At 68.7% G+C, this 26,240-nt stretch carries 23 protein-coding genes; 13 read left to right on the top strand and 10 right to left on the bottom strand.

Annotation, left to right across the window (positions count from 1 at the left end):
* Positions 1–2 precede the first annotated feature (2 nt).
* From K9D25_RS01175 to K9D25_RS01165, 3 genes are all read right to left on the bottom strand, one after another.
* Positions 3–2,111, bottom strand: a complete 2,109-nt coding sequence (locus tag K9D25_RS01175) for an ABC transporter permease (RefSeq protein WP_244378442.1) — start codon at positions 2,109–2,111, stop codon at positions 3–5.
* Positions 2,108–3,658 (bottom strand): sugar ABC transporter ATP-binding protein, encoded by a 1,551-nt coding sequence (locus K9D25_RS01170; protein ID WP_244378440.1) that lies wholly within the window; start codon positions 3,656–3,658, stop codon positions 2,108–2,110. The genes K9D25_RS01175 and K9D25_RS01170 overlap by 4 nt, the downstream gene beginning before the upstream one ends.
* Before the next feature lie 106 nt (positions 3,659–3,764).
* Positions 3,765–4,814, bottom strand: a complete 1,050-nt coding sequence (locus tag K9D25_RS01165; RefSeq protein ID WP_432207931.1) for a sugar ABC transporter substrate-binding protein — start codon at positions 4,812–4,814, stop codon at positions 3,765–3,767.
* A gap of 196 nt (positions 4,815–5,010) precedes the next feature.
* Here K9D25_RS01165 and K9D25_RS01160 point away from each other — a divergent pair, with 196 nt between their 5' ends.
* Positions 5,011–5,733 carry a GntR family transcriptional regulator gene (locus K9D25_RS01160; protein WP_244378438.1) on the top strand — a complete coding sequence of 241 codons (723 nt, stop codon included), beginning with the start codon at positions 5,011–5,013 and terminating at the stop codon, positions 5,731–5,733.
* A gap of 15 nt (positions 5,734–5,748) precedes the next feature.
* Here the strand turns inward: K9D25_RS01160 and K9D25_RS01155 are convergent, their stop codons facing one another.
* The 3 genes from K9D25_RS01155 to fmdA form a co-directional block, all read right to left on the bottom strand.
* On the bottom strand, positions 5,749–6,051 hold the full coding sequence (locus tag K9D25_RS01155; RefSeq protein WP_244378437.1) for an FmdB family zinc ribbon protein: 303 nt from the start codon (positions 6,049–6,051) through the stop codon (positions 5,749–5,751).
* A gap of 76 nt (positions 6,052–6,127) precedes the next feature.
* On the bottom strand, positions 6,128–6,646 hold the full coding sequence (locus tag K9D25_RS01150) for an AmiS/UreI family transporter (RefSeq protein ID WP_244378436.1): 519 nt from the start codon (positions 6,644–6,646) through the stop codon (positions 6,128–6,130).
* Positions 6,647–6,703: 57 nt separating this feature from the next.
* Positions 6,704–7,930 carry a formamidase gene (gene fmdA, locus K9D25_RS01145; RefSeq protein ID WP_244378434.1) on the bottom strand — a complete coding sequence of 409 codons (1,227 nt, stop codon included), beginning with the start codon at positions 7,928–7,930 and terminating at the stop codon, positions 6,704–6,706.
* Between the two features lie 252 nt (positions 7,931–8,182).
* Between fmdA and K9D25_RS01140 the strand changes: the two genes are divergently transcribed.
* Positions 8,183–8,920, top strand: coding sequence for a winged helix-turn-helix domain-containing protein (locus K9D25_RS01140; protein ID WP_244378432.1), 738 nt, complete (start codon positions 8,183–8,185; stop codon positions 8,918–8,920).
* Here the strand turns inward: K9D25_RS01140 and K9D25_RS01135 are convergent.
* The 4 genes from K9D25_RS01135 to K9D25_RS01120 all read right to left on the bottom strand — a co-directional run bounded on the left by K9D25_RS01135 (position 8,895) and on the right by K9D25_RS01120 (position 14,345).
* On the bottom strand, positions 8,895–10,058 hold the full coding sequence (locus K9D25_RS01135) for a response regulator (RefSeq protein WP_244378430.1): 1,164 nt from the start codon (positions 10,056–10,058) through the stop codon (positions 8,895–8,897). The genes K9D25_RS01140 and K9D25_RS01135 overlap by 26 nt on opposite strands.
* Positions 10,048–12,705, bottom strand: coding sequence for an ATP-binding protein (locus tag K9D25_RS01130; RefSeq protein ID WP_244378428.1), 2,658 nt, complete (start codon positions 12,703–12,705; stop codon positions 10,048–10,050). The genes K9D25_RS01135 and K9D25_RS01130 overlap by 11 nt, the downstream gene beginning before the upstream one ends.
* A gap of 91 nt (positions 12,706–12,796) precedes the next feature.
* On the bottom strand, positions 12,797–13,747 hold the full coding sequence (locus K9D25_RS01125) for an amidohydrolase family protein (RefSeq protein ID WP_244378426.1): 951 nt from the start codon (positions 13,745–13,747) through the stop codon (positions 12,797–12,799).
* Between the two features lie 16 nt (positions 13,748–13,763).
* The gene (locus K9D25_RS01120; protein ID WP_244378424.1) at positions 13,764–14,345 is read right to left on the bottom strand and encodes a hypothetical protein; all 582 of its coding nucleotides are present in this window, start codon (positions 14,343–14,345) and stop codon (positions 13,764–13,766) included.
* Positions 14,346–14,493: 148 nt separating this feature from the next.
* Here K9D25_RS01120 and K9D25_RS01115 point away from each other — a divergent pair, with 148 nt between their 5' ends.
* From K9D25_RS01115 to apnL, 11 genes are all read left to right on the top strand, one after another.
* Complete coding sequence (locus K9D25_RS01115) at positions 14,494–14,880, top strand: ArsR/SmtB family transcription factor (protein WP_244378422.1); 387 nt, start codon at positions 14,494–14,496, stop codon at positions 14,878–14,880.
* On the top strand, positions 14,873–15,427 hold the full coding sequence (locus tag K9D25_RS01110; RefSeq protein ID WP_244378420.1) for an arsenate reductase ArsC: 555 nt from the start codon (positions 14,873–14,875) through the stop codon (positions 15,425–15,427). Before K9D25_RS01115 ends, K9D25_RS01110 begins: the two co-directional genes overlap by 8 nt.
* Before the next feature lie 10 nt (positions 15,428–15,437).
* Positions 15,438–15,863 (top strand): arsenate reductase (glutaredoxin), encoded by a 426-nt coding sequence (gene arsC / locus K9D25_RS01105; protein WP_244378418.1) that lies wholly within the window; start codon positions 15,438–15,440, stop codon positions 15,861–15,863.
* 120 nt (positions 15,864–15,983) lie between these two features.
* Positions 15,984–17,063, top strand: a complete 1,080-nt coding sequence (gene arsB / locus K9D25_RS01100; protein WP_244378416.1) for an ACR3 family arsenite efflux transporter — start codon at positions 15,984–15,986, stop codon at positions 17,061–17,063.
* Between the two features lie 76 nt (positions 17,064–17,139).
* Positions 17,140–17,466, top strand: coding sequence for an ArsR/SmtB family transcription factor (locus K9D25_RS01095; protein ID WP_244378414.1), 327 nt, complete (start codon positions 17,140–17,142; stop codon positions 17,464–17,466).
* Complete coding sequence (locus K9D25_RS01090) at positions 17,463–18,722, top strand: MFS transporter (protein WP_244378412.1); 1,260 nt, start codon at positions 17,463–17,465, stop codon at positions 18,720–18,722. The genes K9D25_RS01095 and K9D25_RS01090 overlap by 4 nt, the downstream gene beginning before the upstream one ends.
* Positions 18,719–19,471 (top strand): arsenical resistance protein ArsH, encoded by a 753-nt coding sequence (arsH, locus tag K9D25_RS01085; RefSeq protein WP_244378410.1) that lies wholly within the window; start codon positions 18,719–18,721, stop codon positions 19,469–19,471. Before K9D25_RS01090 ends, arsH begins: the two co-directional genes overlap by 4 nt.
* 245 nt (positions 19,472–19,716) lie before the next feature.
* Complete coding sequence (locus K9D25_RS01080) at positions 19,717–20,766, top strand: ABC transporter substrate-binding protein (protein WP_244378405.1); 1,050 nt, start codon at positions 19,717–19,719, stop codon at positions 20,764–20,766.
* Positions 20,767–20,806: 40 nt separating this feature from the next.
* The gene (locus K9D25_RS01075) at positions 20,807–23,347 is read left to right on the top strand and encodes an ATP-binding cassette domain-containing protein (protein ID WP_244378404.1); all 2,541 of its coding nucleotides are present in this window, start codon (positions 20,807–20,809) and stop codon (positions 23,345–23,347) included.
* Positions 23,344–24,330 (top strand): ABC transporter permease, encoded by a 987-nt coding sequence (locus K9D25_RS01070; protein ID WP_244378403.1) that lies wholly within the window; start codon positions 23,344–23,346, stop codon positions 24,328–24,330. Before K9D25_RS01075 ends, K9D25_RS01070 begins: the two co-directional genes overlap by 4 nt.
* Positions 24,327–26,240: a D-apionate lactonase gene (gene apnL, locus K9D25_RS01065; RefSeq protein ID WP_244378401.1), complete on the top strand. Its 1,914-nt coding sequence runs from the start codon at positions 24,327–24,329 to the stop codon at positions 26,238–26,240. The genes K9D25_RS01070 and apnL overlap by 4 nt, the downstream gene beginning before the upstream one ends.

The following is a 26,240-nucleotide window of genomic DNA, read 5'->3' as shown; positions in this document are numbered from 1 at the left end:
GGTCAGTTCCTCTTTTCGCGAAGGGCGATCACGGCGGCGAGCACAACGCCGCCGAACAGGATGGCGCGGAAGGCATAGGGAAGCGTCGTGCCGGCCAGCAGCGTCTGCAGCGCGGTCAGCAGCAGCGCGCCGCCGACCATGCCGAGGAAATGCCCGCGCCCACCGGTGATGAGGGCGCCGCCCACCACCACGATGGCGATGGAGGGCAGCAGATAGTCGTCGCCCATGCCGAGGCTCGCCTGGCCGGAAAAGCCGGTGAGCAGGATGCCGACCAGCGCCGCGCACAGTGCCGAGAGCACATAGACGCCGATCACCACCCGCCCGGTGCGCACGCCGGCCAGCCGCGCCGCCTCCATTGAATTGCCGATGGCATAGACCCGCCGGCCGAAGGCGGTGCGGCCGAGCAGCAGCGTGCCGCCGACGACGAACAGCGCCAGAAGCACGAGCACGGGGGTGATGCCGGCGATCTTGCCGGTCATCAGCCAGCGCAAAGCGGGCGAGGCGAAGCCCGCCGGCGTGCCGCCGGAATAGAGCAGGGCGAGTCCCTGCAGAATGCCGTTCGCCGCTAGCGTCACCACGATGGGCGAGAGGCCGAGCGCCACCACGCCAAGCCCGTTCAGCAGGCCGATCAGCGCCGCGACGGCGAACACCGCCGGCAGGGCGTAGAGCAGGGCGGCGTCCGAGCCCTGCACCAGCCCGGCGAGCAGGATGCCGGAAAGGCCGATGGTCCAGGGCACGGAAAGGTCGAGCCCGCCGGTGAGGATCACCGCGCCCTGGCCCAGCGCGAGGATGACGAGGAAAGTGGAAAGCACCAGAAGCGCATTCCAGAACCCCCAATTGGCCAGCGTGTTGCCGAGCACGAACTGCGTCGCGATCAGCACCAGCACGAGGCACACATAGGCCGGCAGGGCGAAGCGCAGCTCGCGGCCATGGCGCTGCAGGAAGCTCGGCGCCACGCTGCGTGCCGGCGTCGCCGCACCGGTGACGAAGGCGAGGCGCCGGTCTCCGGCGGGGCGCTGGCTCACATGCGTGCCGGCGCGCCGCGCCGCGATCGCCCCGCCCAGCCGCCGTAACTGGTCGCTGAGCACGGAATCGCGGCTCAGTGAGCCGATCAGCACCGCGGCGAGCAGCACGCCGCCTTCGGCGATGGTGGCGAAATAGGCGGAAACGTTCAGCACCAGCAGGATGTTGACCACCACCATCAGCACCAGCGCGCCGAAAATGGTGCCGACCAGCCCGCCCTTGCCGCCGCCGAGCCGCGTGCCGCCGATCACCACCGCCGCGAACATGGACAGCAGCAGCGAATTACCGACCAGCGGGTCGCCCGAGCCGGTCTGGGCGCTGACGAACACGCCGGACAGGCCGTAGAACCCGCCCGCCAGCACATAGGTCGCAAAGCGCACCAGGGTGAGGCGGATGCCGGTGGCCATGGCCGAAGCTGGATCGCTGCCCACCGCATAGAGCGCGACGCCGAAGCCGGTCTTGCGCAGCCAGGTCCAGAACAAGGCGGCGAGGCCGAGCAGCACCAGCGCCATCGGCACCAGCCCTTCCACCGCGTCGCCCATGTAGAAGCTGCCGAGCGCGGGCGAAATGAAGCCGCCCGGCTGGTCCATAACCAGCAGCGTCACGCCCTGGACGATGAACATGGTCGAGAGCGTCACCACGATGGGCTGCAGGCGGACCACGGCGACGAAGAAGCCGTTGACGGCGCCGACCATCATGCCGATGCCGATTCCGGCCAGCGTCCACACCAACACGGAGGCCTCAGTGGCGGCCGGGTCCATGGAGCGCGCCAGCACCGCATTGACCAGCGAGATGACAGCGCCGGCGGAGAGATCGAAGCCGCCGGAGAGCACCACCAGCGTCTGCCCCATCGCCGCCAGCGCCAGCGGTGTCGCGCCGGAAATCTGGAACGACACATCGAAATAGGCGAGCGGGCCGGGGCTGAGCGCATCGACCAGCAGGAACAGGCCGAGAAACACCGCGAGCGCCACCAGCGGCGCGCGGTTGCGCCCGAGCCAGCGGCGCGGGGCGGACGGTGCGCGGGCCGATGCACGCGATCGGGCACGCGGGGCGGCGGAGGTGACGGGGGTGGCGAGGTCGAGGCTCATGCGGCGGCTCCGTCGGTGAGACGGGTGGCGCCATGGCCGAGCACGGCGCGCATGACCGTCCGCTCGTCCAGCGCGTCGAGTTCCAGCCGCGCCGTGACGCGGCCCTCATAGAGGACGATGGCGCGGTCGCTGAGATGGACGAGCTCGGGGATTTCGGTGGAATGGAACAGCACGGCCCCGCCGGCATCGGCAAAGGCGCGGATCAGTTCGTAAAGCTGGTGCTTGGTGCCGACATCGATCCCGCGCGTGGGGTCAAACAGCAGCAGGATGCGGCTCTGCGCCACCAGCCATTTGGCGAAGGCGATCTTCTGCTGGTTGCCGCCGGAGAAGGCGCCGGCGGCCTTGAAAGCGGCAACCGTCGCGACATCCACCGCGGCGAACACACGGTCGGTGGCGGCGCGCTCGGCGGCGCGGTCGATCAGGCCGTGGCGGCAGAAGTTGTCGATCACCGGCAGGCTGGCATTGGTGGTGCCGTCGAGATTGAGGAATAGCCCTTCCGTCTTGCGGTCCTCCGGCACGAAGCCGATGCGCAGCGAGGGGTGCAGCGCGTCCGCCGGGCTGGAGAGATGCACCGGACGCCCATCGACTAGGAGTTCGCCGCGCCGGATCGGCAGCGCGCCGAAACAGGCGGAGAACAGCTCCTTCTGGCCCATGCCTTGCAGCCCGGCGACGCCGAGAATCTCGCCCGGCCGCAGCACCAGGTCGACATCGCTGAGCTTGGCGCCGGCGGTGAGGCCCCGCGTCTCCAGCACCGGGGCAGGGCGGTCGGCCACCGGCACGGCGCGGCGCGGGGGAAAGGTCTGGTCGAGCGAACGGCCGATGATCATTTCCACCACTTGCGCGTCGGTGAAATCGGCCACCGCGCCGCTCGCCACCCGCTTGCCGTTGCGCAGCACGGTCATGTCGTCGCAGAAGGCGCGCACTTCCGGCATGCGGTGGGAGATGAACAGAACCGTGATGCCGCGCGCCTTGGCGTCGGCGATCAGCGTGCCGAGCCATTCGACATCGCTCCCCGCCAGCGCCGAAGTCGGCTCGTCGAGCAGCAGCAGGCGCGGCTGGCGGTAGAGGGCGCGGGCGATCTCGATCTTCTGGCGCAGGGCAAGGTCGAGCCGCCCGACCTCAGCGTGGAGGTCCACCGCAAGGCCCAGCCGGGCGAAATGCGCGGCGACGTTCTCGGCGACCTGCCTGCGTCGCAGCGTGCCGAAAAGGCTCACCGGCGCGGCGGGGATCAGCATGCTGTCGAGCACGCTGAGGTCGCGCACCAGGGTGAGTTCCTGAAAGGCGGTGCGGATGCCGGCATGGTGGGCGTCGCGCGGGGACCGCAGCCGCACCTCCCGCCCGTCAATGGCAATGGTGCCCTCATCGGGCTCGATGAGGCCGGAGAGCAGCTTCATCGTGGTGGATTTGCCCGCGCCGTTCTCGCCGAGCAGGGCGTGCACCGTGCCAGCGCGGACCGTGAAGCTGACATCGCTGACCGCCCGGGTCGCGCCGAACGCCTTCGACACGCCGGCGAGCGCGACGGCGGGCGGGGTCTCTTGAGGGGACATGGCCATCTCTCCGTTGGCGCGCGAGAGGGGGCGCCGGCAGCCGCCGACGCCGGGAGCGGCCCGCAAGGGAGCGCGCCGGCAGGGCGCGCTCCGCCGGGTACGGGTCTCAGTTCTCGGGCTGGCCGACGAGGGCAGCGTTCAGGCCGACTTCCGGCGTCTTCTCGGAGAAGATCGAGGCGAACCAGCCGGGATTGGGGATGATGGACGGCTTGAACACGTTGCAGCCGGCCTTCATCTCGTCCCAGCTGCCGGTCTCGCAGAGCTTGACCGTCTCATTGGTGACGATCGGCAGCGGCAGGGTGACGTTGTGCGGCACCTCCTTGCCGTCGAGCAGTTCCGCCGCCAGCTTCAGCGCATAGGCGCCGGAATAGGGCGGGGAGGCGTAGGAGATGCGCGGCGCGCCGAGCGGCTTGTAGGCGCCGTCGGCACCCTCCACCTCGGCGCCGGCCTTCAGCATCTGGATGCGCCCGCCATTGGAGCCTTCGCCCGCGCAGGGCTTGAGCTGCTCGGCCGTGCGGCCGGCTTCCAGCTGCATCGCATTGGCGGTGTAGCAGCCGACCTGCATCCACAGGCCGTCAATGTCGTTCCAGTTGCGGGTGGCGAGCAGCTTGGAAAGCTCGGTGCGCGCCACGGCCTGGCTCCACAGCCCGACCGCCTCGCCGACGATCTTGATGCCGGGATGCTTGGCGAAGACTTCCTTCGCCGCATTGGTGCGCCCGCTATCCACCGAGGTGCCGGGCACGCCGGTGACGAGGACGATATTGCCCTTGCCGCCCAGCTTTTCCACCAGCCATTCCGCCGTGCGCCGGCCGGCTTCCGCCTGGTCGATGGTGACGTTGTAGGCGCAGGGCTCGGTGATCACGGAGTCATAGGCGACGATCTTCACGCCCTTGGCGCAGGCGCTCTTCACCACCTGGTTCAGCGCGGTGGGGGAGATCGGGTAGACCACGATCGCCTTGGCGCCGGCCTGCACCATGGCGTTGATCTGCTGGATCTGGCGCTGGGCATTGGGGCCGGCGACCTGCACTTCGAGGTCGATCTTGTCGCGCAGCGTCTTCGAGGCGGCCATGGCCTTGACCATGTTGGCGGCCTCGGCCTGCCAGTCATTGCCGATATAGCTCATGGACAGGAAAACCTTCTGCTTTTCCTGGGCCATGGCGGGGGTCACGGCACCGGCGAGCGCGCACAGCGCCGCCAGCCCGATACGGGCTGTCATCCTCATTCGTCGTCCTCCCAAGCGCGGCACGTCTGTCGCGTGTCGTCGATTTTGATATTAGATCAAAAATCAAAACCGTCTTCAAGTCCCTCGCGCGCTGGGCTATGCTGAGGCCATCCGCAGCCGGGAGTCGCTGATGTCCGATCTACGCGAACAGGTCGTTCCGCTTCACAAGCAGACGTTGCAGGAAGGCGTGTTCCGCCGGCTGTGCGAACTGATCCTCGAAGGAGGGATCGCGCCGGGCCAGTCGATCACCGTGGCGCATCTGGCCGAGGCGTTCGGCGTCAGCCCGATGCCGGTGCGCGAGGCGCTGACCAAGCTCACCGGCGCGGGCGTGCTCACCGTGGTCTCCGGGCGCACCATCGGCATCCCGAAGCTGACATCAGCGCGACTGGAAGATTTGCGGCGGGTGCGGCTGGAAGTGGAGACCACCGCGGTGCGCTGGGCCACCGAGCGGCAGAATGGTGCGCTGATCGCGGCGTTGACGCGGGCGTTCGAGCGTCTGGAGGAAGCCGAGAAGAACGCGGACGCCAAGCACTATATCGGCGCCAATTACGACTTCCATTTCCACATCTATCGTCACGCGGGATCGCCGATCCTGCTGACCATCATCGAAAATCTCTGGCTGCAGATCAGCCCTTACTTTCATCTGCTGCGCGGTTCGGGCAATTTCCGCATCTCGAACCATCAGCACCGGGCGATCTTCGACGCCGTGAGCGCCCGCGATCCCGAAAGGGCGGCGCGGGCGCTGGCCGCCGATATTGACGGCGCCTATGAGGTGCTCGCCGCGCTCATCGGTTCGGGCGCGGGAGAGGGGGGAGGCAAGCCGCGCGGCCGCGTGCTCGCATCCACCCCGTGACGGGGGGGCGGGCTATTAGTGGCCGAGCGACCAGCGCCGCTCGATCGGGGCGGGCTTGTTCTTGCGCGTGCCGCAGAGCGAGCAACCGCAGCCGGCGAGATGTTCGCGCTTGACCACCTTCGGCTCGGAGGCGGTGCCCTCAGAACGGGCCAGCGCCTTGCGCAGCGTGCCGTTCATCGTGCTGAGCCGGGGCATCGCCATGGCGCGCGGCGCCGTTCCGCTGCATTCCGGGCAGCAGGCCGGCTGGTCCGCCTCGCTCATCGCGCTCCAGCCCTCGAAGGGCCCGCAATCGTCGCAGGCATAGGAATAGAGGGGCATCCTTGGGTCCTCCATGAAAGGGAACGGATGGCCCGTGGGCCATCCGGGAGAGCAAAGGGCCGTGGCCCGTGCGCGATCAGGGGTTCAGCCAGCCCTGCAGCAGCGACACGCCCGGCACCCAGCCGGTGACGATGCCGATGAGCACGGTGAAGGCGCCGGTGAAGCGCAGGATCGGCTGCTTCATGGTGAGCAGCAGGAAGTAGCAGAACCACAGCAGCGCCCAGCCGACCCAGTTCCAGCCCATCCAGAGGCTGATGGAACTGTCCGCCCCGCGCAGCGACTGGATCGCCACCGGCACGACGGTGATGGCGACGAACAGGCTGAACCAGCCGAGCCCGCGCCCGTCCACCTTGGTGACGCGGTTATAGGCCACCCAGAAATAGGTGGCGGTGAACAGAAGGGTGAGCGCCGCCCCCTTGATGGAGCCGGCATCCGCTTCCGGGTTGAACGCCCAGAACAGCGAGATGGCGAGCGTCACCACACCGGAGACGACGTTCACCACGATGATTTCGCGGTCCTCGATCTTTCCCAAGAGCCACAGGCCATTGAGCACGAGGACGGCGCCGACATAGAGCAGGCCAAGTCCGAGCAGCATGATGGATCTCCTCGGCCCCGGCCGGCAGGCCGACCGGGGCGCTCTGTGCCGGAGGGGTCAGCTGGCGCGGGCGACATCGACGCCCGACACCTGCTTTGTGGGCCCGGTGGAGTTGGGGTTGATGTCGAATTCGAAGATCTTGGTGGGGATCGCCACCGTGGCGCAGACATTGGGAATGTCGACGATGCCGGCGATGCGTCCCTCCACCGGCGCGGTGCCGAGGATGGAATAGGCCTGCTCGCCGGAATAGCCGAACTTCTTGAGATATTCGATGGCGTTGAGGCAGGCGCGGCGATAGGCGACATGCGCGTCGAGATAATATTGCTCGCCCGTGTGCTCATCCACCGAGATGCCCTCGAAGATGAGGTAGTCGTCGAAATGCGGGTCGATCGGGCTCGGCTTGAAGATCGGGTTCACCACGCCGTATTTCGCCATGCCGCCCTTGATCAGCCCGACGCCGATGTCGATCCAGCCGGCCATCTCGATGGCGCCGCAGAAGGTGATTTCGCCATCGCCCTGGGAGAAGTGGATGTCGCCCATGGAGAGGCCGCCGCCCTTCACATAGACCGGGAAGTAGCAGCGCGAGCCGCGCGACAGGTTCTTGATGTCGCAATTGCCGCCATGCTCGCGCGGCGGCACGGTGCGCCAGCCTTCCGCCGCCGCCTTGTCGCGCGCCGCGCCGGTCATCTGGCCCATCAGCGCGGTGTCGGAGAAGGGCAGGCAGGCCAGCGGCGGCACCCGGTTGGGATCGGTGGCGACCAGCGCCGCCTCGCGCCGGTTGGCTTCCGCCAGCAGCTTGTGGTCGGGCAGGCAGCCGATCAGGCCGGGATGGACGAGGCCGGGATAGCGCACCTTCGGGATGTGGCGCGAGGTGGTGTAGATGCCGTGGAAATCCCAGCAGGATTTCACCGCGTCGGGATAGTGCTCGGTCAGGAAGCCGCCGCCATTGTTCTTGTCGAACAGGCCGTTGAAGCCCCATTCCGAACCTTCGATCGGCCCGATGTCGAGAATGTCGACCACCATCAGGTCGCCCGGCTCGGCGCCCTCGACGCCGAACGGGCCGCTGAGATAGTGCACCTTGGTCAGGTTCACGTCGCGCACATCGTTGGCGCTGTCATTGTTGCCGATCTGGCCGCCGGTCCAGTCGTAGCACTCGACGCGGAACTCATCGCCCGGCTTGAACGTCTCGACCATCGGCAGGTCGGGGTGCCAGCGGTTGTGGGTCTTGATCGCCTGATCTTCCGGCGCCTTGTTGAGATCGATCTTGAAGACGGTCTTGGCCATGAGCTTCCTCCTGTGAGGGTGCCGCGGCGTTGGCGCCGTTCCTGAAAGGCGGGCGGCCGGAAAGCCACACGCCCGCACCCTGCCGCAGCAGGCTAGGAAGCCGATGTAAGCGCTCTTCCCGCGCTGGCAGGGGCGAATGTAAATTTTTGTAATCGGTCTGCGGCATGGCTGCGCAGCGCGGGGACGACCGGTTAGGATCGCTTCCAAGGCGACGATCTGTCGTCTCGATGCGCAAATGCACGGGGCGGGACGATGAACGAGGCGGTGCGCATGCCGCGCATCCTGATGGTCGATGACGACCGGCGGATGTGCGGTTTCGTGACCAAGTTTCTGACGCGCGAGGGTTTTGCGGCGGAGTTCGCGCTCGACGGCGCCACCATGCGCGACGCGCTCGCCGTCACGCCCTATGATCTCGTCATTCTCGATCTCACCTTTCCGCGCGGCGAGGACGGGCTGACGCTGGCGCGCGGCCTCAGGGCGGGCTGGGACATGCCGCTGCTCATGCTCTCGGCCAAATGCGAGACGGTCGACAAGATCGTCTGCCTGGAAATCGGCGCCGACGACTACCTCACCAAGCCGTTCGAGCCGCGCGAATTGCTCGCGCGCATCCGCGCCCTGCTGCGCCGCGCCCGTGGCCTCGCCCGGGCCCCCGCCGCAACGCCGCCGGAGCGGGCGAACCGCATTGGCTTCGGTGCCTTCCGGCTCGATCTCGACCGGCGCGAACTCACCGGCCCGGATGGCGGGCGGGTCGATCTCACCGCGCATGAGTTCCGTCTGCTGGCGGCGCTGGCGGAACGTCCCGGCCGGGTGATGAGCCGCGACCAGATGCTCGATCTGGTGGCGAGCCGGCAATGGGCGCCGTTCGACCGCAGCATCGACGTGATGATCGGCAAGCTGCGGCGCAAGCTGGACGATGGCAGCGGCCGGCAGCTCATCCAGACCGTGCGTGGTGAGGGCTATGTGTTCACGCCGCCGGCAGCACCAGCGTGACGCGGGTGCCGCAGCCCGCCGCACTCTCGATGAGAAGATTGCCGCCGGACTGGCGTGCGAAGCCATAGACGGTGGCGAGGCCGAGCCCGCTGCCGCTTTCCGCCGGTTTGGTGGAGAAGAAGGGGTTGAGCGCTTTCTCCAGCACCTCCGGCGTCATGCCGCAGCCTTCATCCTCCACCGTCACCACGGCATAGGCGCCGGCCGGCATGTCCTCCAGCCGCGCGGGCGCGCGGGCGTCGAGATCGGCGAGCGCCACGCCAAGCCGGATCAGGCCGGCGCCGCCCAGCGCGTCGCGGGCATTGATCAGCAGGTTGAGCAGGCTCGCCTCGAACGGGCGCGGGTCCACCTTGGCGGGGCAGGGGGCGGCCGGCCGGCTGAGTTCCAGCGCGATGCCGGCACCCAGCGCCGCGCGGGCGGTGGCGGCGGTGTGCTCGACCGCCTGCGCAAGGTCGATGGTGCGTGGCAGCAGCGTCTGGGCGCGGCCGACCGCGAGCAGCTGCCGGTTGGCGGCGGTGCCCTCCTCGACGGCGGCAAGCGCGTCGGCCACCAGTTCGCGCATCAGGGCGCCATCGGCCTCGCCGCCGCGCGCCAGCTCGTCCCGCAGCAGCTTGAGATTGCCGCCGACCACGGCGAGCAAATTGTTGAAATCATGGGCGATGCCGGCCGAGAGCTGGCCGATCGCCTCCAGCCGGCGGGCGCGGCGCAGCAATTCCTCCGCCTGCTCGCGCTCGCGCGCGAGGCGGTGGCGGTCGAAGCAGCGCGCGAGGATCGCCAGCAGCTCCGCCGGTTCGAACGGCTTGCAGACATAGTCGTAAATGCCGGCCTGCAGCGCACGTATGGCGGTGGGCACCGAGGCATAGGCGGTGACCATCACCGCCAGCAGTCCCGGCCGCGCGCCGATCAGCGCGGTGGCGAGCGCTACCCCGTCCTCATGGCCGAGGCGGATATCCACCAGCGCCACCGCCGGCCCGTCCGCTAGCGGCCCCGCCAGCGCGGCATGGGCGCCGGCGCCGTCATGCGCCACGGTGACGGCGTAGCCTTCCATCTCCAGCAGCAAAGCGAGGCTGGCGGCGAAGTCCGGGTCGTCATCGACGATCAGCACGCGCGACGGCGCGTCGGGGGCAGCCTCAAGCGACATGGCGGCTCTCCCCGGAGGCGCCGGGCAGGCGCAGTTCGACACGGGTTCCGGTGCCCGGCACCGAGTCCACCCGCACCTGCCCGCCATGGCGCTCGGTGATGCGCTGCACCAGCGCGAGGCCAAGCCCGAGGCCGAACGGCTTGGTGCTGAACAGGGGCTCGAACAGCCGCGCCCGCACCTCCGCGCTCATGCCGGCGCCATTATCCGCGACCGTGATCACCACCTGTTCGCCCTCGCGCGCGGTGGCGAGGCGCACCCGGCCCGGCGGCGCGCCGGCGGGGCGCTCCATCACCGCCTGCATGGCGTTCTGCACCAGATTGACCAGCACCTGCCGCAGCCGCTCGCCATCGGCCTCGATCATCCCGCCGCAGCCGAGGTCCAGTTCCAGCGGCACCGGGCCGAGGGCGCGCAGGTCGCCCGCCTGCTCGGCGATCCACGGGTCGAGCGCCAGCGGCACCATGGCGACGTTGGGGCGGCGGGAGAATTCCAGGAGGTCGTCGATGATGCGGACGCAGCGACGCACATTGCGCTGGATGCGGTCGAGCTCGCCGCGCTCGCGCTCGCCGGTGAGGTTGCCCGCCCGTTGCAGCACCGCGACCGAGGTGGCCAGCGTGCCGAGCGGGTTGCGCAACTCATGGCTCACCGTGGCGGTCAACTGGCCGAGCGCGGCGAGGCGCTCGCTGCGGGTCAGTTCCTCGCGGGTCTCGTAGAGCTTTTCCAGCGAGCCGACGAGGTTGCGCTCGGCAAGCTCCCGGCTCTCATTGGCGAGCACGATCCACCACGCGCTGATCGCCAGCAGCGGCAGCAGCGCCAGGAAGATGCGCAGCAGCAGCGCGCCATTGTCGAGATGCGGCACGTCCTCGCCGGGGTCGATCAGCCGGTAGGTGAGCAGGAACAGCGCCCCCGTCACCACCGACAGCGCCACCAGCACGCCCGCCACTTTCAGCAGCCGCTGCGGCATGTGCGGGGCGATGCGGCGGGTGAAGCCGTCGCCGAGATAGCGCGAGCGCGAGCTTTCAAGGTCCTGATGCGATTTCTTGCAGGCGTCGTGGCAATGCGCGTCGAGGCTGCAGCACAGCGAGCAGATCGGCCGCTCATAGAAGCTGCAATAGGCCATGTCGTCCCGCTCATAGCCATGGTCGCAGATTTCGCAGCGCAGCACCGTCGCGCCCTCGGGGCCGAGGCCCGGATGCACCGGCGGACGGGCGAGGTAGTAGCGCCCGCGCGTGGCGAAACCGATCAGTGTCGCGCTGGCGAAGGCGATGAGGAAGGAGAAGGGCGCGGCATAGGCCTGCATCAGCGGCCCCAGCACGCCGGTGAAGGCGGTGAGCGAGCCCAGCGAGCCCAGCGCCATGCCGCCGCAGCCGACGGGATTGAAATCGTGCAGATGCGCGCGCTTGAACTCGATGAAGCTTGGGCTGACCTTGAGCGGCTTCAGCACCAGGAGATCGGCGACGATCGCCCCGACCCAGGCCATGGCGATGTTGGAATAGACGGCGAGCACCACCTCCAGCGTGTCGAAGATGCCGAGCAGCATCAACAGCAGCGAGATGAGGATGTTGAACACCAGCCACACCACCCGGCCGGGGTGATAATGCGTCACCCGCGAGAAGAAGTTCGACCAGGCGAGCGAGCCGGCATAGGCATTGGTGACGTTGATCTTGATCTGTGAGATCAGCACGAAGAAGGTGGCGCAGAACAAGACCAGCGCCGGGTTTTCGAACACGTGGCTATAGGCCACGATGTACATGTGGATCGGCTCCAGCGCCGCCGGGCGCGGCAGGCCGCTGCCGAGCACCAGCACCGCCAGCAGCCCGCCGGCGAGGATTTTCAGCCCGCCAATGACGATCCAGCCCGGCCCGGCGGCGATGACCGCGCTCCACCAGCGCAGCCGGTTCGCCGCCGTCTTCTCCGGCAGGAAGCGCAGATAATCCGCCTGCTCGCCGATCTGCACCACGAGCGAGCACATCAGGCTGACCGCCGCGCCGAAGGCGAGCACGTCGAAGCCGCGCGAGCCGGTCTCCAGCCCGGCGAAGCCGACCCATTCGGCGATGTCGTCCGGCGCCTTCAGCGCGATCATGACGAAGGGCAGGATCATCATCGCCAGCCACAGCGGCTGCGTCACCATTTGCAGCCGCGAGATCATGGTGATGCCCATGAGGGTGAGCGGGATGATGACCAGCGAGGAGACGATATAGCCGAGCACCAGCGGCACATCGGCATAGATCTTCAGCGCCTGCGCCATGATCGCGCCTTCCAGCGCGAAGAAGATGAAGGTGAAGCTGGCATAGATCAGCGAGGTGATGGTCGAGCCGATATAGCCGAAGCCGGCGCCGCGGGTCAGCAGATCGAGATCGATGCCGTATTTGCTGGAATAATAGCCGATCGGCAGGCTGGTGACGAAGATGAACAGCGACACTGCGAGAATCGCCAGCCCGGCATTCAGGAAGCCATAGCTCAGCGTGATCGAGGCGCCGATGGTTTCCAGCGCCAGGAACGAAATGCCGCCGAGCGCCGTGTTGGCGATGACGAAGGGCGACCAGCGCCGGAAGGAACGCGCGGTGTAGCGCAGCGAATAGTCTTCAAGCGTCTCGTTGGCGATCCAGGAATGGTAGGAGCGCAGGGCGGGCAGTTCAGGCGTTTCCACGGGCTTGGCACCTTGTTTTGGCGCAGGCTAGTGGATCGGCGGGGGAGGGGCCAGACTTTCGTCGAAGCCGCCGCGTGGGCGGTTGCACCGGCTAGAGGCCGAGCAGCCGCTCGGCATTGCCGTGGCAGACCTTGGCGCGCACCTCCTCGCTGAGCGGCGCGGTGTCGATGAAGGCGGCGGCGATGTCGGGGTCCTCATAGGGGTAGTCGACCGAGAACATCACATTGTCCTCGCCCAGAGCCTCAAGCGTGGCGGCAAGTGCTATCGGATCGCACACGCCCGAGGTGGTCACCTTGATGCTGCGGCGGATGATGGCCGAGGGCAGCGCCTCCGGCGGCAGCGTCTCGCCGAGGTCGAATTGCCGCCGGCTGTCGAGACGCCAGAGCAGGAAGGGCAGCGTCTCGCCCATATGGCCGAGAATGATCCGCACGCCGGGAAAGCGGGTGAGCGTGCCGCCAAGGACCAGCCGCAGCGCATGGGCGGCGGTTTCCGCCGTCCAGGCCCAGACCGGGCCACCGATTTCCGGCCGGTGCGCGAACATGGCGGGCTGGTCGGCCATGGCGCCGGGATGCAGATAGACCGGCACGCCGAGTTCCTCGACACGTTCCCAGAAGGGCAGGTAGCGCTCCTCGTCGAGATAATGCCCGTTGGTCTGGCCATTGATCAGCGCCCCGCAAAAGCCGAGTTCGCGCACCGCCCGTTCCAGTTCACGCCCCGCCGCCTCGGCGTCCTGCAAGGCGAGATGGGCGAAGCCGGCATAGCGGTTGGGCCGCTTGCTCACCTCGCGGGCGAGGAAATCATTGGCGTTGCGGGCAAGCCGTAGCGCCTCCATGGTGTCACGCAGCCCCTGCACCCCCGGCGTGGTGACGGAAAGCACCATGCGCGCGATGCCGGTGCGGTCCATCATGTCGAGCCGCAGATCATCGAAATCGGCCAGACGCCGCTCGACATCGGCAAACAGCGCGTCGCTCTGCGTCGGTCGGGCCACATAGGCGGCGAGTTCGGGCGTGGTGAAGTGCTCTTCAAGCGCGATCTTGCGCATGGGTCGGCTCCTGCGATCAGGGCGTCGGAACGGGGCATGCCTCGGCCGGCGAGGCCGGCATTTTAAGCTGTTGCATCATGAAGTCGGCATTGTTCCTGGAATCAGCCAGCAGCGCGCCCGACCAATAGGCCGTGCCGCAGGTCGCGGCCTGGCAGTCGCCGCCTGCGGTCTGCCACTCACCCGTGCGCACGATGTCACAGGCGCAGATCGCCTTGTCCGGATTGGCGGGGTCGACGGTGCAGATCTTATTGAGGCATTGCGACCAGGGCGTGCCGCTCGGGCAGCGCAGCCCTTGCTTGCCCTGCTGGAACTGGGTGAGGGCGAACTGCGAATAGACGGTGCGCACCCCGTTGGCGTCCGTGCTCGGCCGCACCGTGTCGCAGGGAACGGTGGCGAGGTTCGGTCCCTCCTGCATCTCGCAGACGCAGATCGACACGTCCGGGTTGCCCGGCTGGGGAATACAGGGCGCCGAGGTGCAGAGGGCGAAGGCCTGGTTGCAAAGATAGTTCGTTGCGCCCGCTGGCGCCGCAAAGCCGAGAACCGCACAGGCGGCCAGTACATTGAGCGCAAGGCCAAGCATCGCCGGTCGCATGGACATTCCTCCCATCCCTCGTTTTGCAGGCGAGCTTACCCGCCTTTGATCTCCGCGTCGCGACGGTTCGCATCTCAAGGGAGACGCGGCGCCGGGCTCCGCTTCGCGAAGAGGGGGGCTTGTCTCTGTTCCATATGTCGGTTATCGTCGACATATGGACACGGATAATGCCCTTGCCGCCTTCGCCGCGCTCGCCCAGTCCACCCGGCTGGACGTGTTCCGCCTGCTCGTCGCTCATGAGCCCGAGGGCATGCCGGCGGGCGAGGTGGCGCGCCGGCTCGACGTGCCGCACAACACGCTCTCCACCCATCTCGGCATTCTCGCCCGGGCGGGGCTGATCGAGGCCGAGCGGCAGAGCCGGCTCATCCTCTACCGCGCCCGGCTCGACGCGGTGCGCGAGCTCGCTTCCTTCATTCTCAAGGATTGCTGCGGCGGCAAGCCCGATATCTGCGCCCCGCTGATCGCCGATCTCCAGCCCTGCTGTCCCGCCGCGGGGCAGAACACAGACACACCTGCCGCCAAGGAGGCGCGCCATGTCTGAAACGACGCCGTCCGGCCGTGAGGTCGGCCACATCTACAACGTGCTGTTTCTCTGCACCGGCAATTCCGCCCGCTCCATTCTGGCGGAATCCATCCTCGCCAAGGACGGACACGGGCGCTTCCGCGCCTTCTCCGCCGGCAGCCAGCCCAAGGGAGAGGTGAACCCGCTGGCCATCGCGACGCTGCGCAGCCTCGACTACCCCACGGACGGCCTGCGCTCCAAGAGCTGGGGCGAGTTCGCCGCGCCCGACGCGCCGGTGATGGATTTCGTTTTCACCGTCTGCGACGGCGCGGCGGGCGAAACCTGCCCGGTCTGGCCGGGCCAGCCGATGACCGCCCATTGGGGCATCGAGGACCCCGCCGCCGTCGAGGGCACCGAGATCGAGAAGGAAGCCGCCTTCGCCCGGACCTTCCGCTATCTCAAGAACCGCATCGCCACCTTCGCCGCCCTGCCGATCCGCAGCCTCGACACGATGACGCTCGGGGCGAAGCTGCACGAGATCGGCCGCAGCGAGGGGGCGACCCAGCCCCGGCGCGATGTGGCGTGAGGAGAAGGCCATGAGCGACATCACCATCTACCACAACCCCGCCTGCGGCACCTCGCGCAATGTGCTGGGGCTGATCCGCAATGCCGGCCTTGAGCCGATGGTCATCGAATATCTCAAGACCCCGCCGAGCCGCGAGGAACTGGTTTCGCTGATCGCCCGCATGGGGATCACCGTGCGCGATCTGCTGCGCGAGAAGGGCACGCCCTATGCCGAGCTTGGCCTCGGCGACCCCGCGCTCGGCGACGATGCGCTGCTCGACGCGATGATGGCGCACCCGATCCTCATCAACCGCCCCATCGTCGTCACCCCGCGCGGCGTCAAGCTGTGCCGGCCCTCCGAGGCGGTGCTCGACCTGCTCGACGCTCCCCAGCGCGGCGAATTCCGCAAGGAAGACGGCGAACGCGTCATCGACATCAACGGCCACCGCGCCGCCTAGAGCACTTCCCCGATTCAATGTATCGGGGAAGTGCTCTAGGCTATTGAATCCACGCGTTTTCTTGACGCGAACCGGTATCCACTTCGCTCGAAAACGCTCTGAACGAGAACCGGAAACCCCATGTCTGAGACCCTGGCGCTGACACCCCGGCCCGCCGCGCGGCTGTCCTTTCTCGACCGCTACCTCACCGTGTGGATCTTCGCGGCGATGGCGCTCGGCGTCGTCCTCGGCACTTTGTTCACCGGCCTGCCGGAGGCGCTGAACAGGCTCTCGGTCGGTTCCACCAACATTCCGATCGCCATCGGGCTGATCCTGATGATGTACCCGCCGCTCGCCAAGGTGCGCTATGAGGAGCTGCATCTTGTCTTTGCCGACAAGCGGGTGCTGGCGCTGTCGCTGGTGCAGAACTGGTTGATCGGCCCGGCGCTGATGTTCGCGCTGGCGGTGATCTTCCTGCGCGACTACCCGGAATATATGACCGGGCTGATCCTCATCGGCCTCGCGCGCTGCATCGCCATGGTGCTGGTGTGGAACCAACTCGCCTGCGGCGACAACCAGTATGTCGCCGGGCTGGTGGCGTTCAATTCGATCTTCCAGATCCTGTTCTTCTCCACCTATGCCTGGCTGTTCCTCGCCGTGCTGCCGCCTCTGTTCGGGCTGGAGGGCAGCGTGGTCGATGTCAGCTTCTGGACCATCACCGAGGCGGTGCTGATCTATCTCGGCATCCCGTTCCTGGCCGGCTTTCTCACCCGCCGCGTTCTGATCGCCCGCAAGGGCCCGGACTGGTACGCCCATGTGTTCCTGCCGAAGATCAGCCCGATCACGCTGGGCGCGCTGCTGTTCACCATCGTCGCCATGTTCAGCCTCAAGGGCGGCGATCTCGTGCGCCTGCCGATGGACGCGGTGATCATCGCCATTCCGCTGACGCTCTATTTCGTCGTCCAGTTCCTCATCAGCTTCGCCATGGGCAAGCTGATCGAGGCGGATTATCCCCGCACCACGGCGATTGCCTTCACCGCCGCCGGCAATAATTTCGAGCTCGCCATCGCGGTCGCCATCGCCGCCTTCGGCCTCGCCTCGCCGGTGGCCTTCGCCGCCGTCATCGGCCCGCTGGTCGAGGTGCCGGTGCTGATCCTCCTGGTGCATGTCGCGCTGCGGCTCGGCAAAAGCTGGTTTCCACGCACAGCGCCCGGCGTCTGAAGGGCGCCGGCTTATATTTCGATACTTGTCGAAACAGCGCTTGACCGCCGCTGGCGGCGTCGCCTAACTTATTTCCATGAATCTCGAACAAGCCGCATGCCAGCTCGAGTCCCTGGGCAATCCGACCCGGCTGCAGATCTACCGCACGCTGGTGCGGGCGGGTCATGCCGGCCTGCCGGTCGGCGGCCTGCAGGAGCGGATCGGCATCGCCGCCTCGACGCTCTCGCATCATCTCAAGCGGCTCATTGAGACGGGGCTGGTGACGCAGGAGCGGCAGGCGACGACCCTCATCTGCCGGGCGCATTACCCCGCCATGGATGCGCTGATTGGCTATCTCGCCGATGAATGCTGCGCCGATGCGGCCTGTGCCGCGACTCCGGCCGAACCGTCGGCGGCGTCGTGAGCGGCAATGCCCTCGCCCCGCCGCTCAGCGAGCATCGCCCGCCCGGCGCGCGCAGCCTGTTCGTCACCGGCCTCGGCATCGGCCAGGTTTGTTCCTGGGGCTCGCTCTATTACAGCTTCCCGCTGATCGCCGAGGCGATGGGCCATGAGCTCGGCTGGTCGAAGAGCGCGCTCTATGGCGCGGCGACGCTGGGGCTCGCCTTCGCGGGACTGGCCGCCTATCCCGTCGGCGCCGCCATCGACCGCGGCCATGGCCGCGCGATCATGACCACAGGTTCGGTGCTGGCAGGTCTGCTGCTGGTGCTGTGGTCGCAAGTGGAGAGCCTCGCTCTGTTCTATGTCGCGGTGGCCGGCATCGGCGCGCTGCAGGCGGCGACGCTGTACGATCCCGCCTTCGCCGTCATTGCCCGCCGCTCCGGCCCCTCGCATGCGCGGGCGGGGATCACCGCGCTCACTTTGTGGGGTGGCTTCGCCTCCACCGTGTTCATCCCGCTGGTGCAGTTGCTGCTCGACACGGTCGGCTGGCGCGACGCGCTACTGGTGCTGGCGGCGATCAACATCCTCGTTTGCGCCGGCTGCTACTGGTCGGTGATCGACCCCGATGCCGACGCGCCGGAGCGTCCCGCCGCCAGCGGCCGGCCGGCGCTGAGCGGGCGGGCGGCGGTGGCCTGGGCGGCGCGCCAGCCGGTGTTCTGGGCGCTGGCGGTGGCTTTCACCGCCTATTCCGCGGCCTTCTCGGCCTTCACCTTCCATCTCTACCCGCTGCTGGTGGAGAAGGGGCTCGAGGTCTCCGCCGTGGTTGCGGCCATGACGCTGATCGGCCCGGCGCAGGTGGCGGGGCGCATCGCCATCTGGGTGTTCGCGCCGCGCGCGCCGGTGCGGGTGATCGGCTCGCTCACCGTGGCGGTGTTCCCGGTGGCGCTGGTGGCGCTGGATGTACTGCCGCCGAGCTTCCTGCTCATCGCCCTCGTCGCTTTGTTCTATGGCGCGGCCAACGGCATCACCACCATCGTGCGCGGGCTCTCCGTGCCGGAGATGCTGACGCGGGAGGCCTATGGCGCGGTGAACGGGGCGATGTCGGCGCCGAGCACCGTCTCGCGCGCTGTGGCGCCGCTCGCCGGAGCCCTGATCTGGTCGGCCTCGGGCTCCTATGATGCGGTGCTGGCGTGCATCATCCTCCTGACGGTCATCGTGGCCGTCGGCTTCTGGCTCGCCGCCTTCCTGTCGCGCCGCGCATCATCCGAGGTTGCCCGATGACAAGTGACGATTTCACCGAGGCGCTCGACCCCGCCCATTTCGACCGCCCGGACGCGGACAAGCTGGCGCCGGCCGCGCCGATGACGCATCCCCCGCGCATCCTGCTGCTCTACGGTTCGCTGCGCGCGCGCTCCTATAGCCGGCTGCTGGTCGAGGAGGCCGCGCGCCTGCTCACCGCCATGGGCGCGGAAACCCGCATCTTTGATCCGCACGGCCTGCCGCTGCCGGACGCGGTGCCGGCTGACCATCCCAAGGTCGTGGAGCTGCGCAGCCTGTCGGAATGGTCGGAGGGCCAAGTCTGGTGCAGCCCGGAGCGGCACGGCACCATCACCGGCGTGTTCAAATGCCAGATCGACTGGCTGCCGCTGGAATATCGCGGCATCCGCCCGACGCAGGGGCGCACGCTGGCGGTGATGCAGGTCTCCGGCGGCTCGCAATCCTTCAACGCGGTGAACACGCTGCGCGTGCTCGGCCGCTGGATGCGGATGATCACCATCCCCAACCAGTCCTCGGTCGCCAAGGCGTTCGAGGAATTCGACGAAGCCGGGCGGATGAAGCCGTCTTCCTATTACGACCGCGTCGTCGACGTGATGGAAGAACTGATGAAGTTCACCCTGCTCACCCGCGAGCGCCGGGACTATTTCACCAGCCGCTACAGCGAGCGGCGCGAGGCGGCGGTGAAGGCGGCCATGGCCGCCGAGGCGGATCTCGCCAGCATCGCCATGACGGGCACCACCCCGTCGCGCTGAACGGGGCACGTCCCCACGCCTCTTCCGCACCATCCTCCCCGTGGTTCGCCGCCGGCGGCGACGCACGGCGCAGGGCTGCGCCCCTACCATCCGCATGCCGCGCGGGGCCCGTGGGCCGTCCGCCGCGCCGACGGACTTGCGCAACTGGTATAATGAGATAATGTTGCTACCATCGAGCGGCCAATGATCGCCGATGCCTGGGAATCCATCAAGAGCCTCACCAATGGGGCCAATGGGAGGAAATGATGCGCCTGAAAACCCTTTCGCGCGCCTGCGCCACCGCCTGCGCGGCCCTTGCCTTCGCTGCCGCCGGCGCCCTGCCGGCCTCCGCCACCCCGGACAAGCCGGTGATCGCGCTGGCCAATGCCTATTTCGGCAATAGCTGGCGGCACCAGATGGTCGACGCCTTCAAGGAAGCGGCCGAGAAGGCCAAGGCCGAGGGCAAGATCGCCGACTACATCATCCTGAATGGCGACGGCACCGTCGCCCAGCAGAACAGCCAGATCGCCGAGCTGATCCTCAAGAAGGTCGACGCCATCGCCGTCGACGCCGCCTCCGAGACGGCGGTGAACGGCATTATCGAGAAGGCGTGCAAGGCCGGCATCAAGGTGGTGTCGTTCGACTCCGTCGCCTCTGCCCCGTGCAACTGGCAGCTCAATTTCGACTTCAAGGGCTACAAGCGCGACCAGGCCGAATGGGTGCTTAAGAAGATCGGCGGCAAGGGCAATGTCATTGTCGTGCGCGGCGTGAAGGGCTCGGCGCCGGATGCCGACATGTATGGCGCGCAGGAAGCCGTGCTGAAGAACTATCCGGACGTGAAGGTGGTTGCCACCGTCTATGGCCAGGCCACCGCCTCGGTCGCCCAGTCGGCCGTGGCCAATGCGCTGCCCAGCCTGCCGCAGGTCGACGCGGTGCTGGCGCAGGGCGGCTCGGACGACACCGGCATCGCCCAGGCCTTCGACCAGTATGGCGGCGCCTATGCGAACAAGATGCCGGTCATCGAGGGCGGCGGCTCGTCCAACTTCATCCAGTGGTGGGCGAAGCAGAAGCAGGCCAACGGCTATTCCACCATCTCGATGAACACCACGCCCGGCATTGGCGGCGCCGCCTTCTGGCTCGCCTATGAGCTGGTGAAGGGCGCCAACCCGCCCAAGCTCATGATCATGCCGGTCGCCACCGTGACCGATGAGAACCTCAAGGACTATGCGGGGCTGCCCGCAGGCGTCATCGTCAGCCCGTCCTATTCCCAGCAATGGGTGCAGGACAATCTGATCAAGGCCAAGGCGGGCAACTGACCCGCCGACCGCCCGTCCCTGAAGCCGACCACGGACACGCATGATGACGGCAGCTTTTTCTGCCGCGCAGGACGCACCGGCACGCGCGGCCGGGGCGTCGGCGCCGCCTCGTCACACACCCTCTGCGGCCGGGCCGCACGCGTTCGGCGAGGCCGGCGGCGCCGCGCCGGCGCCGGTCGTGCGCCTGTCCGGCATCTCCAAGGCATTTGGCCCGACCCGGGCCAATGACGCGGTGGATCTCGTTGTCGGCGCCGGCGAGGTGCTTGGCCTTGTCGGCGGCAATGGCGCCGGCAAGTCGACGCTGATGCGGATCCTGTGCGGCGTCACCCGCGCCGATGCCGGCCGCATCACGCTGCGCGGCGTCGACATCGCCACCGATCTCTACGACACCACGCTGGCACAGGCCGGCGGCATCCGCATCGTGCATCAGGAATTGTCGCTCTGCGACAATCTCTCGGTGGCGGAAAACTTCTTTCTCGAAGCGCCGGAGGCGGCGCGGGCGCTGCCCGGCTGGCGCCGGACCTACCGCGCCCGGGCGCGGGCGGCGCTGGACGAGGTGTTTCCCGATCACGGCATTTCGGTCGATGCCCGCGTCGCCCATCTGCAGATCGGCCAGCGCCAGATGGTGGAGATCGCCCGCGCCGTCGCCACCCCGCAGGTGCGCCTCGTCATCCTCGACGAGCCGACCTCCTCGCTCGGGCTGGAGCGCAGCCGGCAGCTGCGCGCCTATATCAAGGCCCGCACCGCGCAGGGGCTCGCCTTCATCTTCATCAGCCACAAGCTGCAGGAGGTGGTGGATATCGCCCACCGCGTTCTGGTGCTGCGCAATGGCCGCTCCGTCTGGTGCGGGCCGGCGGTGGAGGCGAGCGTCGAGGCGCTGGTGCGGGCGATGGGCGGGGCGAGCGAGAGCGAGATGCGCTCCCGCCGCGCCGGCCGCCCCGTCATCGGGGCGGAAGCGCCCGAGCAGGTGCGCCTGTCCGGTCCTCTCGTCGCGGCGCTGGGGCGCGATGTGGTGCTGCGCGCTGGCGAGGTCGTCGGTCTCGCCGGGCTGGAAGGCTCCGGCCAGCGCGATCTGCTGCACCGTCTCCACCGAAGGCCGGGCGCCGGTATCGTCCGCAAGGGCAATGCCAGCTTCGTCTCCGGCGACCGGCAGAAGGAGGGCGTGTTTCCGCTGTGGAGCGTGCTCTCCAACATCGCGCTCGGCCGGCTGGAGGGGCGGGCCCCGCTCGGGCTGGTGCAGGAGGCGCGGGAACGCGACGCCGCCCGAGGCGCGGCCGAGAAGCTGAAGCTCGATCCCGCCCGCTTCGATTCCCCCATTCTCGACCTCTCGGGCGGCAACCAGCAGAAGGCGCTGGTCGCCCGGGCTCTGGTGGGCGAGGCCGACACGATCCTGTTCGATGATCCCACGCGCGGCGTCGATGTCGGGGCGAAGGAGGATTTCTACGCGCTGATCGGCACGGTGGCGCGGGCGGGCCGGCTCGTCATCTGGCATTCGACGGAAGACATCGAGTTCCTGGAATGCGATCGCGTGCTGGTCTTCGCCGGCGGGCGCATCGTGCGCGAGCTGGTGGGGGCGGAGATCACCGAGCAGGCGATCGTCGACGCTTCCTTTGCCGGCAGTGGACCGAGCGAGCGTGATGCAACTGCCGGCGCGCGCGGGCTCGCCGACCGGTTGGTCGATCTCGCCCCCTTCGCCAGCCTCGCCGCCGTCTTCGCGCTCATGGCCTGGGTGAACCCGCTCACCGTCTCGCTGTTCGGCCTCGAACTGCTGCTCGGGCCGGCGCTGGCGCTGGTGCTGGTGGCGCTGGCGCAGATGTTCGTCGTCGGCGGCAGCGAGATCGACCTCGGCGTCGGTGCCTTCGCCGGGCTGGTCAATGTGCTTAGCGCGACGCTGCTGCTCGACACGCCCTGGCTCGGTGCGCTTGCGCTCATTGCCGGCGTGCTCGCCTATGGGCTGATCGGGGCGACGATCCAGCTGCGGCGCATTCCCGCCATCGTGGTCACGCTCGGTGCCTCCTTCATCTGGATCGGCGTTGGCTACACGCTACAGCCGACGCCGGGCGGCGCGTCGCCGGAATGGCTGTCGGCCGCCTTCGCCTGGACGCTGTTCGAGGTGCCGGCCAGCCTCGTGCTCATCGGCGTGGCGGCGCTCGTCGCCCTCGCCATCGACCGCTCGCCGCTCGGTGTGGTGCTGCGCGGCTTCGGCAATAATGCGCCGGCCATGACGCTGGGCGGCTGGTCGCCGCTGCGCTACGCCGTCCTGCGCTACATGCTGGCGAGCCTGTTCGCGCTGGCGGCGGGGCTCTCGCTCACCGCCATCAACACCGCCAGCGACATCAATGCCGGCGGGCCGTTCACCCTCATCAGCGTCGCCGCCGTCGTGATGGGCGGCTGCGCGCTGATCGGCGGGCTGGTCTCGCCGCTGGGCGTGGTGGCGGGGGCGCTCACCCTCGCCCTTGTCGGCGCGTTGCTAGGCGCGCTCGGCGTCTCCACCGACTACAATGCCGCCGTGCAGGGCTGCCTGCTCCTGTCCATGCTGGCGCTGCGCGCGCTCGCCGATCGCCGGGAGGCCCGCCGATGACCGCCCTGATGGAAAGGCTGGAACGCCACCGCTGGATCTGGTCCGCTCTCGGCGTGCTGCTGCTGTGGGCGGTGCTGTCGATCACCACCGGACGTTTCAGCCTGCATTCGCTCTCCGGCGTGGCGGTGTCCGCCAGCTTTCTCACCCTCGTCGCCCTCGGTCAGATGCTGGTCGTCACCACCGGGCGCGGCAATATCGACCTGTCCATCGCCAGCGTGCTGACGCTGAGCGCCTATGCCAGCATCGTGGTGGCAGCCGGTTCGGATGCCCGCCTGCCGCTGGCACTGGCGGCGGTGCTCGGCATCGGGCTGGTAACCGGGCTCGCCAATGCGCTGCTGGTCGTGGTGCTGCGCATCCCCGCCATCATTGCCACGCTGGCGACCGGCTATATCCTCGCCACCGCGACGCTGATCGCCAATCGTTGGGCGGCGGGCTTTTCCATGGGCCCCTTCCTCAAGACGCTGGCCGCCGGCCGGGTCGAGGGCGTGCCGCTGATGCTGGTCATCGCGCTCGTCGCGGTGGCGCTCGCCGGCCTGCTGCTCGGCCGCACCGTCTATGGCCGCCGGCTCTCCGCTGTCGGGCAGAATGAGCGGGCGGCGGCGCTGGCCGGCATCCGCACCGGCCGCGTCGTCACCGGCGCCTTCCTCGCCTCCGCCCTGCTGGCGGCGCTCACCGGCATGCTGCTCGGCGCCTATGTCGGCGGCGCCTTTCTGGAAATGGGCCAGCCCTATCTGCTGCAATCGCTCGGCGCGGTGGTGCTCGGCGGCTCGCTGATCTTCGGCGGTTCCTCCACCGCGCTCGGCACGCTATGCGGCAGCTTCCTGCTGATCCTCATCGTCACCACCATGCAGATCGCCGGCCTCCCGGCGGGCACGCAGGACATTGTGCAGGGGATGGTCGTCATCGCCGTGCTGGCGCTGGCGGGCGGGCGGGCGGTGCGCCGGCGCCGCGCTGCCCCCAAAACGGAGGCCGTGGCGCCATGACCGCCGCCGTTTCTCCCGAGGCCCTTCGGCGGGCGCTGTTCGGCACGCCCGAGCCCGAGCCGGAGGCGCGCCGGCTCAGAGCCGGCCCGCTGAGCGCGGAGCTGATCGCGGGCAATCTGCGCAACATCCGCTTCCACGGCGTCGAGGTGCTGCGGGCGATCTCCTTCGTGGTGCGCGACAAGGACTGGGGCACCTATGCGCCCGTGCTGCACGATCTCGCCATCGAGGAGGGGGAGGGACGCTTTGCGGTCGGCTACCAGGCCGAATGCACCGGGGCCGGCGGCGAGAGGCTGGTCTATGAGGGCCGCATCGAGGGCCGCCCGACCGGCCTCGTCTTCGCGGGCGAGGCGGTGCCGGAGGGCGATTTCCTCACCACTCGCTGCGGCTTCACCGTGCTTCACCCTATCGTCGGGCTCGCCGGCACCGAGGTCGAGGTCGAGCACGTCGACGGCCGCCGGGTGGCCGCCCGCCTGCCGGAGCTGATCGACCCGGCGCAGCCCTTCAAGGACATGCGGGCGATCCGCCACACTGTGGCGCCGGGCGTTCGGGCGACCTGCCGTATGGAGGGCGATGCCTTCGAGATGGAGGACCAGCGCAACTGGTCGGACGCCTCCTACAAGACCTATGTGCGCCCACTGGCCTTACCCTGGCCCTATAAGCTGCCGGCCGGCGTGCCGGTGCGCCAGCGCGTGACGCTCGACATCGTTGCGGAAGGCGCCGCCGCGCCGACCCCGCAGGACGACGCGCCGGTGGCGCTCGCGCTTGGCGCGACGCGCGGGCGGTTGTCGCGCTTCGGGCTGGTGATCGCCCCCGAGGAGGCCGCCGCGACGCGGGACGCCGCCGACGAGCTGGCCGCGCTCGCCCCGCAGACCCTGCTGTTTCATTTCGACCCCACCGCGGGGCACGGGCCGGCGGAGCTCGCGGGATACGCCAAGCTCGCGGCGGCGCAGGGCGGGGAGTGCGTGCTGGAATATGTGGTGCCCTGCGCCCGCCCGCTGGACGCGGAATTCGGCGACCTCGCCGGGCAGGTGGCAGCGGCGGGGCTGCGGCTGGACGCGCTCGCCGTCAGCCCCGCGGTTGATCGGCGCTCGACCCCGCCCGGCAGCGTCTGGCCGCCCTGTCCGCCGCTGGGAGAGGTCTATGAAGCTGCCCGCCGCGCCTTCCCCGCGCTGCGGCTCGGGGGCGGCATGTTCAGCTATTTCACCGAGCTGAACCGCAAGCGCCCGCCGGTGGCGCTTATCGACTATGTCACCCATTGCACCTGTCCCATCGTCCACGATGCCGATGATCGCGCGGTGATGCAGTCGCTGGAGGCGCTACCCTTCATCCTGCGCTCGGCGCGGGCGTTCATCGGCGCGGACATGCCCTACCGCATCGGGCCTTCCACCATTGGCATGCGCCAGAACCCCTATGGCGCGCGGGTCATGCCCAATCCCGAGCGCCGGCGGATGCCGATGGCGGACCGGGACCCCCGGCAGGACGGGCTGTTCGCCGCCGCCTATCTGGTCGGCATGGCCGCGCGCCTCGCGGAAGCGGGGGTGGAGAGCTTCACCGGCGCGGCCCTCACCGGCCCGTTCGGCCTGCTGGCCGAGGACGCGCCGGGCCGCCGCCGTCCGGTGTTCCACGCCGCCCGCTGGCTGGCGGGGCTCGGCGGTGCGCCGGCGATTCCCGTGGCCTCGGGCGATCCGGCGCGGGTGCTGGCATTGGCCGGCGCCACGCAAGCCGGCGACCGCGTGCTGCTGGCCGCAAATCTGACGCCGCAGGAACAGGCCGTGACGCTGCCTTTCCCCGGCCGCGCGTTACTGCTCGACGCGGCGGTGGTGCTCGGCGGCGCCGGCCCGCGCCCGGTCGACGCCGGGGCCGGGTCGCTCCTTCTCCCGCCCTATGCGGTGCTGCGTCTGGAAGGGTGA

This window comes from Ancylobacter polymorphus, from assembly GCF_022836935.1.
Classification (GTDB): domain Bacteria; phylum Pseudomonadota; class Alphaproteobacteria; order Rhizobiales; family Xanthobacteraceae; genus Ancylobacter; species Ancylobacter polymorphus_A.
This window is presented reverse-complemented; position numbering and strand designations above follow the sequence as displayed.